This is a genomic window from Caballeronia eucalypticola (genome assembly GCF_047608185.1).
Taxonomy (GTDB): Bacteria; Pseudomonadota; Gammaproteobacteria; order Burkholderiales; family Burkholderiaceae; genus Caballeronia.
Window position 1 is genome coordinate 189,755 of sequence record NZ_JBLKRU010000011.1, and the last position, 13,400, is coordinate 203,154.

The 13,400-nt window shown below is 58.7% G+C and carries 15 protein-coding genes; 3 read left to right on the forward strand and 12 right to left on the reverse strand.

The window, feature by feature from the left end:
- Nucleotides 1-422 precede the first annotated feature (422 nt).
- Nucleotides 423-740, forward strand: a complete 318-nt coding sequence (gene flhD / locus ACMX25_RS15695; RefSeq protein WP_031357172.1) for a flagellar transcriptional regulator FlhD — start codon at nucleotides 423-425, stop codon at nucleotides 738-740.
- A gap of 15 nt (nucleotides 741-755) precedes the next feature.
- Nucleotides 756-1,415, forward strand: coding sequence for a flagellar transcriptional regulator FlhC (gene flhC / locus ACMX25_RS15700; protein ID WP_414950895.1), 660 nt, complete (start codon nucleotides 756-758; stop codon nucleotides 1,413-1,415).
- A 172-nt stretch (nucleotides 1,416-1,587) separates the two neighbouring features.
- Here flhC and ACMX25_RS15705 read toward each other — a convergent pair whose 3' ends face one another.
- From ACMX25_RS15705 to ACMX25_RS15760, 12 genes are all read right to left on the reverse strand, one after another.
- Entirely contained in the window at nucleotides 1,588-2,703 is a 1,116-nt protein-coding gene (locus ACMX25_RS15705) for a succinylglutamate desuccinylase/aspartoacylase family protein (protein WP_414950896.1), read from the reverse strand.
- A gap of 332 nt (nucleotides 2,704-3,035) precedes the next feature.
- On the reverse strand, nucleotides 3,036-3,827 hold the full coding sequence (locus tag ACMX25_RS15710) for an ABC transporter substrate-binding protein (protein ID WP_414950897.1): 792 nt from the start codon (nucleotides 3,825-3,827) through the stop codon (nucleotides 3,036-3,038).
- 358 nt (nucleotides 3,828-4,185) lie between these two features.
- A complete protein-coding gene (locus tag ACMX25_RS15715) occupies nucleotides 4,186-5,283 on the reverse strand; it encodes a TIGR03118 family protein (protein WP_414950898.1) in 1,098 nt (365 codons plus the stop codon).
- 436 nt (nucleotides 5,284-5,719) lie between these two features.
- Complete coding sequence (locus tag ACMX25_RS15720) at nucleotides 5,720-6,649, reverse strand: LysR family transcriptional regulator (protein ID WP_414950899.1); 930 nt, start codon at nucleotides 6,647-6,649, stop codon at nucleotides 5,720-5,722.
- 125 nt (nucleotides 6,650-6,774) lie between these two features.
- Nucleotides 6,775-7,794, reverse strand: a complete 1,020-nt coding sequence (locus ACMX25_RS15725) for a GlxA family transcriptional regulator (RefSeq protein ID WP_414950900.1) — start codon at nucleotides 7,792-7,794, stop codon at nucleotides 6,775-6,777.
- A gap of 216 nt (nucleotides 7,795-8,010) precedes the next feature.
- The gene (locus tag ACMX25_RS15730; RefSeq protein ID WP_414950901.1) at nucleotides 8,011-8,760 is read right to left on the reverse strand and encodes a CbtA family protein; all 750 of its coding nucleotides are present in this window, start codon (nucleotides 8,758-8,760) and stop codon (nucleotides 8,011-8,013) included.
- Nucleotides 8,761-8,773: 13 nt separating this feature from the next.
- Complete coding sequence (locus tag ACMX25_RS15735) at nucleotides 8,774-8,983, reverse strand: CbtB domain-containing protein (RefSeq protein WP_414950903.1); 210 nt, start codon at nucleotides 8,981-8,983, stop codon at nucleotides 8,774-8,776.
- Between the two features lie 51 nt (nucleotides 8,984-9,034).
- Complete coding sequence (locus tag ACMX25_RS15740; RefSeq protein ID WP_414950904.1) at nucleotides 9,035-9,379, reverse strand: nitrile hydratase accessory protein; 345 nt, start codon at nucleotides 9,377-9,379, stop codon at nucleotides 9,035-9,037.
- A gap of 2 nt (nucleotides 9,380-9,381) precedes the next feature.
- Complete coding sequence (gene nthA, locus ACMX25_RS15745; RefSeq protein WP_414950906.1) at nucleotides 9,382-10,023, reverse strand: nitrile hydratase subunit alpha; 642 nt, start codon at nucleotides 10,021-10,023, stop codon at nucleotides 9,382-9,384.
- Nucleotides 10,024-10,044: 21 nt separating this feature from the next.
- Entirely contained in the window at nucleotides 10,045-10,788 is a 744-nt protein-coding gene (gene nthB / locus ACMX25_RS15750; protein WP_414950908.1) for a nitrile hydratase subunit beta, read from the reverse strand.
- Between the two features lie 31 nt (nucleotides 10,789-10,819).
- Nucleotides 10,820-11,323, reverse strand: a complete 504-nt coding sequence (locus ACMX25_RS15755) for a DUF1097 domain-containing protein (RefSeq protein WP_414950909.1) — start codon at nucleotides 11,321-11,323, stop codon at nucleotides 10,820-10,822.
- 24 nt (nucleotides 11,324-11,347) lie between these two features.
- Complete coding sequence (locus tag ACMX25_RS15760; RefSeq protein ID WP_414950910.1) at nucleotides 11,348-12,352, reverse strand: CobW family GTP-binding protein; 1,005 nt, start codon at nucleotides 12,350-12,352, stop codon at nucleotides 11,348-11,350.
- A gap of 412 nt (nucleotides 12,353-12,764) precedes the next feature.
- Between ACMX25_RS15760 and ACMX25_RS15765 the strand changes: the two genes are divergently transcribed.
- On the forward strand, nucleotides 12,765-13,385 hold the full coding sequence (locus ACMX25_RS15765; protein WP_414950911.1) for a LysE family translocator: 621 nt from the start codon (nucleotides 12,765-12,767) through the stop codon (nucleotides 13,383-13,385).
- Nucleotides 13,386-13,400 lie beyond the last annotated feature (15 nt).

Below are 13,400 nucleotides of genomic sequence, written 5' to 3' on the forward strand. Positions count from 1 at the left end.
CTGGATAGTTGTAACAACTTGACGGTTCTTCACAATCCGATTAATTCGTCGAGCTTGTCAACCGTCTCTCCGCCCCATCCGTTTTTTCCCCACGAAATCAATCGACAAGCGAACCCTCTGTCAATTGAGCCGGTCCGTTTCGCCTCAAAATAGCGGCCAAAAATCGGTCACACTTGCTTGTTACAGTTTCAAGAAAAAGTTACCAATTTTGTTTGTTGTTTTATGGAAATTTATTATTGAGATGTTCTTGATTTCCCGCTGCGTCGTACTTACAATCCGTTTCACAGTGTTGTTACAAGATGTAACTCACTGAAACAAAGTTTAAACGTAGCCGAACAAAACAAACGTTTGGCTAGGCAAAAAGATAGCTGGCAAAAAATGCTGGCAGGGTACTCGGGGTTTATATCGAACGCGGGAAAATCATGAACGGTCGCGAAACGCTGGACTCGATTCGAGAAATCAACTTGTCGTACATCATGCTCGCGCAGCGCATGCTGAGAGATGACCGTGCCATCGGGATGTTTCGACTGGGTTTGTCTAAGGAACTCGCCGACCTTCTGTCCGGGCTGACGCTCGCGCAGGTTGTCAAGCTGGCGGCTTCCGACCAGTTGCTGTGTTTTTTCCGCTTCAACGATCACACCATGCTGGCCGCTCTGACGTCGCCCGCGAAGCATGCGGATATCGCGCCGACGCACGCAGCCATCTTGCTGGCCGGCCAGCCAGCAGAACAGTTCCTCTAAGCACGAGAGCGCGCCATGCTTAAGAAGAGCCTCACAGAAGATGCACAAGAAGTTTTCCGCGCGATCGCATTGATCGAACTCGGGGCGCGGATGCAGGTGCTCGAAAGTGAACTGACGCTGTCGCGTGACCGGATGATCCGGTTGTATCGCGAGGTGAAGGGCGTATCGCCGCCGAAGGGCATGCTGCCTTTCTCGGCTGACTGGTATATGACGTGGCTGGCGAATATTCACGCTTCGCTCTTCTACAACACGTACATGTTCCTGAAGAAAGAAGCAGGCTGTTCGCACCTCGATGCCCTGACGAAGGGATATCGGTTGTATCTCGAACATTGCAGGAATAGCGATGTCGAGGCAGTACTTGATTTGACGCGGGCCTGGACCCTTGTGCGCTTCTTCGATGCAGGCATGCTGCAGCTCACCAAATGCTGCCGCTGCACTGGAAAGTTCATTGCGCACAAACATGATTTGCAAGAAAACGTGGTGTGCGGGGCTTGTCAGCCGCCGTCACGCGCGGGGAAGACCAAGAAAGCGGCGGCTGCCCGTCAGGCGAGCCTCGAGACCGCGCTGTTGGAGTTGAGTGTTGTATCGACTAACGAAGTGCCGGAACCGACGGTGCTCGAACACGTGGCGATGTTACAGCCGCGAACAGAAAGCCTGATTGCACAGGCTGCATAGGCGGAAACGGACCGGCGGCCCCGAGGACCATCGCTCGATGGGGTGGCCGCAGGACCCGTAGCTGTTATTTTAAGTTTTAAAGGGGTGTTGGAATTTTGGGGCTACCGCTTTTGGTAGCCCTTTTGCTTTTAGACTTTTGGTTTTGGATTTTTAGTTTTGCCCCTTCAACTTTCTACGCCGATAACAACGACCCCGTCCTGTACGCAGTAGCGCTCGCGACCCGGGCCACCTCCATTCCCGCAGTCGCAAACCGTGCAATCTGCCGGGCGTACAACATGCCGGTGGTCGTGCAATTCAACGGCGTAACCGTATCCGTCAGCGGATCGACGACATCGGCGATGGCATCGCCGGCTTTGACCACCGTCCCGACCTTCGCGCGAAACACCAGCACGCCGCTCACGGGAGCAACAATAGGCTCGGCGCCGGCCAGCGGCGTTGCCGGATAGACAAGCTCAGGCATGGCGGGCGCGGTTGCATCGATCACGCCGCGATGGATCAGGTAATTGATGATGCCCTGCGCGTCGGCATCGGCGAATTCATACGATACGTCGTGCTGGCTGCGCAGCTCCACCGTCACCGAAATGCCGCCGTTCGGCACTGGGAAACGCGCGCCGAACTTGGCGCGCAGATCCGACCAGCAGAAGCTGTGAATCTCGTCGAACGGGTTGCCCACCGAATTCAACGCCAGCAGCGACGCCTTCGAATCCAGGTATCGCGCCAGCGGCTCGACTTCGTCCCAGATATCCGGGTTGGTGTAGATGTGCAGCGCCGCGTCGAGGTCGCAATGCAGGTCGAGCACGACATCGGCGTCATAAGAGAGCTTCTGTAACGCCAGGCGTTGCGACTCAAGCTCGGTGTGCGGTCTTTGCTCGTCCAGCGCCTCACGCATTGCGCGGCGCACGGCAAGCTTGTTCGATTCGATATCCCCGGACAGCCGGCCTTCAATGCGTGGCGCGATCAGCGCGGCGAGATCGTGGAAATTGCGGTTGAAGTTGTGGCCGCTATTCAGCTCGAAACGCCCTAGTAGCGTGCCATGCATGTTCTGGTTCAACCCAATAGGATTCGATACCGGCACGATCACCACTTCGCCGCGCAGCTTGCCTGCTGCTTCGAATTCGGCCAGCTGACGCCGCAGACGCCAGGCGACCAGCATGCCGGGGAGTTCGTCAGCATGCAGCGAGGACTGGATATAGATCTTTTCGCCGCCGCCCGGGCCGTAGTGAAAACTCAGGATATTGCGGGTGGTGCCAATCGACGGCGAAATCAGGGTGTGCGTTTTGGTTTGCATGATTGTCGATGCACGGCGCTCGGATACGCGTCGCGCTTGGGAAAAGTGTCGGCGTGTTCAGGAGAGTTGGGCGGAGCGTTCGCGACGGGGCGCCGGCTTGCTGCGCACCTGCCGCATCAGGTAGCACTTGGCAATTACCTCTGTTGCCTCCGATCCCAGACGTTCGATCTTAGCCGAAAACGGCGGTTTTGCCGCGCCGGGCATAAAAGACGTCCAGAGGCGCCATAAGAACCCAAAAACAAAACGGGCTCCGCGTTTTATCGCGGAGCCCGTTTTTTCAAGCGCTCAAGCTGTGCCCGGAACGCGTTCCGGACTTAAGGCTTAGGGACTGCTTAGCTGCCGTACACGTCGAAGTCGAAGTACTTCTTTTCAAGCTTCTTGTACGTACCGTCCTTGATGATCGAGGCAATTGCCTTGTCGATCTGAGCCTTCAGGTCGGTGTCTTCCTTGCGCAGGCCGATACCCGCGCCGTTGCCGAGGATCGCCGGATCGACCAGATCCTTGCCCACGAACTCATAACCCGTACCGCGCGGCGTCTTCAGGAAGCCCACTTCAGCTTGCACTGCATCTTGCAGCGCTGCGTCCAGGCGTCCAGCTTGCAAGTCGGCGTAGACGCCGTCCTGGTTCTGGTACGGCGTAACAGTCACACCCTTCGGCGCCCAATACGTCTTGGCGTAGGTTTCCTGGATCGTGCCTTGTTCCACGCCCACCGTCTTGCCCTTCAGGCCATCGGCGGTCGGCAGGATGCCGCTGCCCTTCTTGGCGATCAGGCGCGTCGGCGTGTTGAACAGCTTGCTCGAGAAAGCAATTTGTTCTGCGCGTTGCGGCGTCATGGACATCGACGACAGCACGCCGTCGAATTTCTTCGCCTTCAAGGCCGGGATCATGCCGTCGAAATCGTTTTCCACCCATACGCACTTCGCATGCAGGCGTGCGCAGATTTCATTGCCGAGGTCGATGTCGAAGCCAACCAGCTTGCCATCCGGACCTTTCGATTCGAACGGGGCATAAGAGGCGTCAACGCCGAAACGGATGGTCGAGTAATCCTTCGCATTGGCGGTGACGGAGGTGATCGATGTGACGGCGAGCAGGGAAATCGTCAAAGCCGCGAGCAGTTTTTTCACTGTTTTTACTCCAAAGGTGGTCAGTACATCCCGGATAGGTCAGTACCCGGGTTCGTCCGGCGCGAGGCCCCTCGGCGCCGGGCAACTTACATTCAGCAGATTGTGTCCGCATAGAACCGCAGCAGGTTACCAAGCCAAAAAAATAAGAGAGTTGGTGAAAGTCCCGATAGCTAATCTTGCAACCGTTGTGCGGCGCGGCATTTCGGCCTGTGCGGATAAATGAATCAATTTTTGCGCACCGCGATTGTAAGTCGGATTCGTAAGCCCGATTCATAAGTCCGATGGGCGAGTCTTGTCCTGAGGACCTGTGCGCTCGCCGCCGTTACGATCCGGCGGCGAGGCGGAACACGTACCGGGGTTATTGCGCGACGTCGATCCGGCCGTAAATACCGGTTGTCGGGCTCGGACCCGCTGCGAAGAAGAGAGTATTCAGCGGCTGGTTATCGACGTTGTTGCCGAACGAGATACCCCAGATGCCCTTTTGCTGGATCATCGTGCCATCGGCTTGCGTCAGCGCGCCGATGAACGCGCCGGTCGCCGGGTTGAACGCATCGATGGTGCCGTCGCCGAAATTGCCGATCAGCAGGTCATTGCTCGCACCGCCGAAATTCGCCGGCGCCATGGCGATGCCCCAAGGCGAATTCAGGGACCCGTTCGTGGCGATGCGCTTGACGAAGTGACCGTCGGTATCGAAGGTGTCGATCACGCCATTGCCCGCGCCATTCACCTGCGTGCGCCCGTCCTGACCGACTTTGGCGTAGGTGACGAAGACGGTGTTGCCCGTCGCGCTGATGCCGAAAGGCGCGAAACCTGCGGGAAGCGTGGGGTCCTGGAACGGGCCATCGAGTTGCACCTTGTTGAAGGACTTGTCGAAGACATCGATCTTGCCGTTATGGAAGTCGGTTGCATACAACAGGTTGGCCGTCCCGTTCTTGCCAATGGCAAGGCCCTTGTACACCGCGCCGCCTGCGCCGTCGTCGTAAGCCTTGACCGCCGAGGTCGGCAGCACCTTGGGCGACCAGCCTGCAATCGTCCCGGCTTCCGTCGCCCAGATAAACAGCGCGTTGCTGGTGCTGCCGTTTGCGGTGACCTGGAAGTCGGTGCTGGTGTTGAAGACGATGCCCGTCGGGCCACCGGTCTGGCCGCCCGCCGCCGGCGGGATTGTCACCACCAGCGACTGTACGACACCGTTGCCGTCGTACAGCGTCGATTTGCTCGTGGTGTTATCGGAGACCCACACTACGCCGGTTGGATTGAACGCGATACCCCAGCCGTTTTGCAGGTTGGCGTCGCTGTGAGGGGCCGCGGTGCTGCCGTCGGAGACCAGTACGGTAGATCTGAACGCGCCGACATTCGGTGCATTGTTCGAGTTGGAATCACTGCCGCCGCATGCCGCCAGCGTTGCAACTGCCGCGCCCAGTAGCACTGACAAAGTGAGCCTCTGCTGAAGTTTCATGGGTGTTCTCCTCTTGCGGTTCGATTGGTGTTCGTCGAGGTCGACTCTCCGTATGCGACACCCGGCCAATAGACGAGATGGATTCGCTGGATGAGCGCACATGCCGGTTGTCGCGGCGGCTTGCCCGTCTCCTTGCAGCGTTCGATCGTCCCAGTCTGAACGTGTGCAACAAAACATTTATTCCATGCAGGTAAGGATTAGGCTTTTATCTAATTTTGATTTCTATTCCTAATTAATATGTGACAACGAATAAAAGGGTTCATCAGCTCCCAAGCTGGGCGCGAACCGCAGAACAGCCGGCATGCTGAAGATATTCCAGTTCTGCGAACTATTTTTTTGCGGTTCTTAGCGCGAAATTTTGCGTCCGTATGGAATAAGGACGGCATTGAAAACGTTTAGGCGCCCGTGTTCAGAACCGGCTGGTCTGGTAGCTATCCTACGCAGTCAGGTTTTCTATCGGCGTACCCGTCAATGAAACGATGAAGTCGAAGAACGCCCGCACTTTGGCCGGCACATGATGGCGCGACGGATAAGCCGCGTAGAGTGGAAAGGTCTCGTCGGGCCAATCGGGAAAGAGGTCTATCAAGCGGCCACTGGCTAGCAATTGCTCGGTGCCGAGCGCGAGGACCTGCGCGATCCCATGTCCTGCGAGACATACGCCGTGCATCGTGCCCACGTCGTTCGCAGTCAGGCGTCCCCGGGCGGCAACAAGGATCTTCTTCTTGCCGCGATGAAATTCCCACTGGAAGGGCCGCCCGGTTTCGGGGTCCCGGAACTGGATACATGTGTGCGGTTCACGTTCGAGATCGGCGGGCGCGAACGGGCGGCCGTGTTTCTTGATGTAGGCAGGCGATGCCACGGTAATGACGCGTGTCTCCAGAAGCTTGCGCGCAATCAGCGTGGATTCACGCGGCTGGCCAAAGCGAACGGCAAGATCGAAACCGTCGGCGACCATGTCGCCAAGCTGATCGCGTGTGATCAGGTCGAGTTGCAAGTCGGGGTACTTCTCGACAAACGCGCCTAGTCGCGGTCCAAGGAACAGGCGCGAAAAGAACGGATCGATATTCACGCGCAAGCGTCCGCGCACTGCACTAGCTCCTTGTGAAGCGGAGGCGGCGGCTTCTTCAAGTCCGCTTAGCAGCGGCACGATCTGCTCGTAGAAACGTCGCCCTTCGTCGGTCAGCTTGACTGAGCGCGTAGTGCGGTCGAACAGGCGAATACCCAACCGGGCTTCGAGTCGTGCCACCGAGCGGCTCACGCCCGATTGCGACATATCCAGCGCCTCGCTCGCCGCGGCAAAACTGCCGGTGTCGACGATTGCACTTAATACGCCCATGCCATTCAACATCCGTTCATCGAAGCTCATGAGCATGCTCTCCTGTCATTAATCAGCCGGAGATCATGCTAGCGTGAAATGAGTGGATTAGTGGAAAAACAGGCGATCAAACGCTGAGTACAGCGTAGTCATGCCCATTACATGCTTGCCCGCATTCACACTCTTTCAGTGACCTTGGTGTGCTTAAGCGCGGTTCCCGGGCTGGACATATCGCTTGATCGGAAACGCTGGCGGTATTCCATTGGGCTGATATGAAGACGCTTGCTGAAGGTTCGCCTGAGTGAGTCGGTGCTTTCAAATCCACATCGGCGCGCGATGTTTGAAACGGGGTGATCGGTGCTTTCCAGATATCGCCGGGCGGCATCGATGCGTGCATCGTTGAGAAAGGCGATCAGGCTGACGCCGCACTCCTTGCTGAAGACGCGGGACAGGTTGCGTGCGCTCATGTTCAGGCGCTCAGCAAGCGACGCCATGGTGTGCGGCAGATGCAGATTATCGAGCAGGTATTGCTGGACCGGCTGGATCTGTGAGTCAGCGGCAGCCTGCGTTTCCAGGAGCGGGCTGAATTGCGATTGCCCACCCGAACGCCGCACATACACAATCAGGTACTTGGCTACATCCAGCGCCATCTTCTTGCCGAAGTCTTCCTCAATCATCACAAGTGCGAGGTCGATGCCCGCCGTCACGCCGGCGGTCGTATACAGACCGCCGTCTTTCACATAGATCTGATTCGGTTCGACCTTCGCTTTTGGAAACATGGCGGCGAGTCTTGCCGCGTCCATCCAGTGCGTCGTCACGGTCTTGTGATCGATCATGCCGGCTGAACCGAAGGCGAATACTCCGTTGCAAATAGCGGCAAGGCGACGGCTGATGCGACGTTGCTTCAGCAGCCATTCGCTGAGCGTGGAGTCCTCCAGGACCTCAAAAATGCCGAGACCACCCGGGATGATCACCGTATCGAATTCCGGGCAGGGGTCGAAGATCGTCCGGTCCGGCACGACCGTCAAGCCACTGGACGAGAGCACGGATCCGCGTGTCGTGCCGACGGTCAGCATTTCGTATTCACACTGTCCCTGGCTCAGGATGCGGACCTCGGCGAACGCATCTTTCGGCCCGGCAATATCGAGCAACTGGAAGCCTGGAAACAGCACCATGGCGACGGTGATCTTGCGCATATGCGAGTCCGATGAAGTCGGGGCAGGGCAGGCGAGCTTCGCGCCATGACGGCGCCGTTCATGCGATGAAACCACGTCGCATCGGCTGGCTTCAGCCGACGCCCAAGAGGAAATAGTCTAAAGCGGCAAAATTTCGATGACCAGCAGGACGTGATGCGAATTGATCGGCACGGAGACGGCGCATGCAGCATGCGCCGTGCTGTTTTAACAGCGTGCTCAGACTGTCTGATGAAAGGCACGCACATTCGTGCTTCGGGAATTGGCCTGCAGGCTGCGCTGTGCCAGGTTGCCAAAGAGCAAACCCAGCGTCGTCCACATGATCGCTTGCATGCCGATGGCGGCAACGCGGAATTTCCAGAGCAGCACGGCGGGAAAGGCGGCGGGTACCTCGTTGATCGCCGGCATGCCGATCTGCACGGCGGCAATGATCACGACAAACACCGCCGCGCCGGCAATGGACGCATTCCATGATCCCAGGCGAGCAATGGCTGCCCGGCGAACCTTGAGCGAAAACACCATGGCGGCTAGCGAGATCACAATCAGCAAAAAGTACAAGCCGGTGCGATAGCCTATGGTCGCCGGGTCTCCGACCGAAGGCGGATTGGCTGGGTACTTCAGATTTGGCACGACCACCAGCGTAATGAATCCCGCGATGGCCAGCCACGCCGATAAAGCATTGGCGTTGAGCTTACCGGCCCGGCCGACCAGGGCCGTGAAGGTCAGCGCGAACAGGCCGCCGATAGCCGCGCTATAAGCCATGACGCCCGTGAGCAAGCCAAGGCCTGCTTGCGTATGTCGGCTGACAAGTTCCGGCTCAGGCGCTTCGCCTTTTGCCGCGTCCGTTTTCTCTTCGAACGAGATGGCCTGATCAACCTGAGGCTCGCCGGCTATTTTCGAGAAACCAAACGTGAGCAGCCCGGCGGCAATGCCTGCGAGCATGCCGCGCACCAATAATTTACCGACCATGGAATGCTCCAGTTCAATGACAAGGGAAGCCGAGCAGGTGCCGGCTATCGTGTACAAATTCATGCACGTACATGCCCGGAATCAGCGACGTAGCACCTTCTTCCGCGCCCACGAAATAGATCGCGAGCAGCATCAGCAAGCCACCGAAAATCGCCCACGGCATCAGCTCGCGAGCGGGAAGCGGTAATGGCATGACAGTTGAATCTATAACAGCGTCGGACATAAGGATCTCCAAAAGCATTAAAAAATGCGGCTCGGCTCGGCTCGGCTCGGCTCAGGCGTGAGCAGTGACGACTGCAGCGTCGATAGCGGCTATTTCCGCGGCCGACAGCACACCCGCTTCCACCAGGGTTTTCTTGAGTGCGAGGAAAAAACGTTCGTAATAGTCCCAGCGCGGTTGGCCCGCGCAATAGCCTTCCTCCCATTGGGCGATCGATTCGATCAGGTTCTGCCGGAACGCTTCCCACTCGAAGTAGCCGGCCTTCGATAACGACAACGCAAGGCCGAACACATCGCGTTCCCAGGGTTTGTCGAAGAGAAACTTGCCTTGGCTGCGCGGCGGCGAGTCGGGGTGACCCAGCATGGTTGATGCAGCGTATTCCTCGAAGCGAGTGAACATGATCAGCCCGCAGCGAGTGACGGGGATGATGGCGAGGGCACCAGCGCAACGCCCATCATTGCTTCCGGCGTGATGAGCGCGGCCAGTGCTTCCTCGCTCATGCCCTCCGTTCCCGCGGGACGTTCGGGAACGACGAACCAGCGAATCTGCGCGCTGCTGTCCCACACCTTGACCTCGGTGTCGGCCGAAACCGGCACGCCGAATTCGCGCAGCACCGCACGCGGTTCACGCACGCCGCGAGCGCGAAATACAGGGTCCTTGTACCAGTACGGCGGCAGGCCGAGTACCGGCCAGGGATAACACGAGCACAGCGTACAGATGATCAGGTTATGCACGCCGTCGCCGTTCGCGACCGCGGCCATGTGTTCACCCTCCGCGCCGTCCATGCCTTGCGGCAAGTCCATCGACGCGATGGCTTTGGGCGTGTTTTCGATCAAAAGCTGCTTGAACGCAGGGTCGACCCACGCACGCGCGACAATGCGCGCGCCGTTGAACGGCCCCGCCACGGTTTCGAAATGGCCGAGCACGGTGTCCACCGAGTCGCTGCCCAGCACGCCTTTTTCGATCAACAGCGCTTCCAGCGCGCGCACTTTCGCGGCGCTGGCTGCTTCGCGCTCATCGTCGTATTTGAATAGGTCACTCATGGTCTTGGTTCCTGATGTGGATCAATTGTCTGAGAGCAGATAGGCATCGAATAGATCGGCATAAATGGTCGTATTGGGTTCGCTCTTCTCCTTGCCCCAGATGTCGGCGGCATCGAACGCCACGCGATATACCGGCATGGCCTGACCGATGCCATCGGGTCCGGTCGAAACGAAATACGAAAATGCGCCCGGGTAAACAAAGTCCACCGTGCCGCGTTTGTTACGCAGATAGCCGGGCAAGCGCGTGTGGTCGACCGCATCGGGGTCCGCCACGCATACCTGCGCGCCCTTCGAAAAGCGTGGCGCTTGTTCGAAGGCGTGAAGACCGGAATCGCCGTTGACCAGGTACGCATTGATCTGCGCTGCAATCGCGGGATTAGGCTTGGCGGGAAGCGCGGCTTGCGGATCGGCACGGTAATGGCGGGTCTTTTCGTCGAGTTCGTCAGCCGACACATATCCCTCATCGATAAAAAACTGCGAGATGCCCATCAGCCATTTTTCGTAATAGCGGAACTTGAAATACTCGAACGGCTGCATGCCTTCGGCACCCGTGCGCAACGACGCCCAGGTCCAGGTATTCCTGAAAGTCGTGGGCAGGTCGGCGATGGGATAACGGGGCAATGCGTCGGAGAGATGCGTGCTCTCGGCCATCATCACCGTATGGATGCCGAAGATGCGTTTTTCCCACGGCTCGACGAACACTTGCGTGTCCACGTTGACCGGACCCAGATTTTCCAGCCCGCCTAAGTTGTGCTGTAGTTTCATTCGATGTTCCTGGACGGAAGTGGTTGGAGGTTTAGCTCAGTTGCGGCTCGGGTTTGCGGGTCAGGGCGTCGCCGAGGGCTTCGGACACGATCCCGAATATCGCGCCCGTGATCAGCGCGGCCGCCGCAACGAGGGCGGGGTTATGAATGCCGGACGTGGTAATGGCTCGGCCGGTCGCGACTGTTGTCCCTACGGTCGATGCAAAACCCCACACGACCGCGGGCAGCACGCTCAGCAACTTGAGCTTCGATGCCTGCACCATGGCTGCGCTGCCGACTCCCACGCAAATCGCCGCGATGGCGGGGGTCTGCGTCGAGCTCGCAATGGCCAGCAACGACAGCGATGCAATGACAAGGCCAGTGAGGTTCGAAGCGATGCTTTGCACGAATCCGGCCGGCCCGCCGCCGACCACGAAGAACGAGGCCCATGCGATGAATGTCACCCAGACGGGGATCGGAAACACGGTGGCGGTGATGTAGGTATCGACTACGGCCAACACACCAATGCTGAGCGTAAAGGCTTCGGACTTTTTCATTGCGGGCTCCTTGAGGGTGGGGATTCAGGGCTGATGCAGGCAATCGAGAAAGGCGTCTTTCAGGCGCGGCATGTCGAGGCCGCGGCCGATGAATACAAACTTGTTGTCACGTGTTTCATCGGCGCGCCACACGCGTCCGGGACGCCCTTCGAGCAGCATATGGACGCTATGAAAATGGAACTGCCGAGGCTCGGACTGAAAGTTCAGCACGCCCTTCATCCGCATGAGTTGCGCGCCGGATTGCTGAACCAGCTGGTTGATCCAGCGGTTGAATCGATCCGGATCCAGGGTGCCGCTCTCAATCAGCGAACACGATTGAATCGATGAATCGTGTTCGTGGTCATGGGCGTTTTCATCGAGCAGACCGGGCTCGATTTCAAGTAGCGCGGGCAGGGAAAAACGCCGTACGCCAAGCAGTGAATCGGCTGGAACTCGCGAATGGTTTGCAGTGGTGATGACCGCGGTCGGGTTCAGTGCACGTACCTGCTGTTCGAGCAGATGCAGCGCGTGAGCGTCGATCAGATCCACCTTGTTGATAACGATGATGTCCGCGAACGCTACCTGCTCGCGCACTATCTCATCCTGGAGCTGCTGAGCGAAATGATGTGCATCGACGACGGTGACCACCGCCTCGAGTTCGACCGCTTCGCGCAGATCCGGGTCTGCAAGGAAGGTTTGCAAGACCGGCGCCGGATCGGCGAGTCCTGATGTCTCGACGATCAGGCGATCAAGTCTCGCGTGCGTGGCGCCTTGCGTGCGCATCAGCAGTTCCTTGACGCTCGCCACCAGGTCGGCGCGCACGGTGCAGCACACGCAGCCGTTGTTGATTTCGATCAGCGCTTCTTCCTCGGCGACGATCAAGTGGCCGTCGATGCCGACCTCGCCGAATTCGTTCACGACAACGCCGATGCGCCCGGCCGTGTTGTGCTGCAACAGGTGGTTGACCAGCGTGGTTTTGCCTGCGCCAAGAAAACCTGAGATCACGGTGACGGCAATCTTGCGCGGCGAATTGGCTTGAGGTTGGTGCATGGCAGATCTCAACAAGGGCCTGGGGGAATTGGCCTTGTAAAGAGCGAGTACCAGGCCTGATTTCGCCAGACGGCCCGAGTGGAGCGCGCTCTGTCTCGATTGCCCCGCTCTGATGGCCGAATTGGGTTGAACAGGCGATAACGGACAAAATCCGGCGATGACCCACTTCAGGATCGGGGCAGGAAATGGTGCATTGACGGGCAAGCGTGCCCACGCCGAGTGCGCGGTTTGCGCTAGTTAGCGGAGTGGAGTTGAGAGGAGATCGACTGGCATTCCGTTGCAACCGCTTCGCACGAGGCGACCATTCCGCGCGTAGGGGTGAGCGTCAACATAAACAGTCATCGGTAATAATGCCGATCATGCATTCACCGACGCTGCTTTCCCGCGCGTCGATCTACCAGGGAGCGACGGCGTGGTCGATACATCCGCAGTCTTGACGGTTTTGTCTGTCTATATCGCAGGCGTGGTTATTCCGGGGCCGAACTTCGTGGCGGTTGCGCACAAGGCGGCTTCATCGACACGCTCCGAGGCCTTGGCGGTGGTAGCGGGAATCGTCCTGGTCAGTTTGTTCTGGGCGACCTGCGCCATTCTCGGCGTGGGGATTGTGTTCGCTGCATTCCCATGGATGGCGTTGGTCGTGAAGATCTGCGGCGCGGCGTACCTGATGTGGTTCGGCTTGCGGCTTATCCTCAAGGCGCGAGCCGGCGGGGCGGGCATGGCCGCGGCGACTGCGTCCGGCGGATTGCGCAAGGCCTTCGTGCAAGGATTCGCAACGAACATCACGAACCCGAAGTCGGTGGCGTTTTTCGCCGCCATCTTCGCTTCCGCCACGCCCGCGCATATGTCGCCGGTCACCTTCGCGGCGATGCTTGCCATGGTCGCTCTGGTCGCCACGACGTGGTATGGCTTCGTCGCACTCGTGCTGTCGCACGCGGGGATTGCGTCGGGCTACCGTGGGTATCGGGCATGGATCGACCGCGTCTGCGGCGGGTTGATCGTGGCGCTGGGCGTTCGCCAGTTATTGACGCGCTGAAATTGACACGCCCGT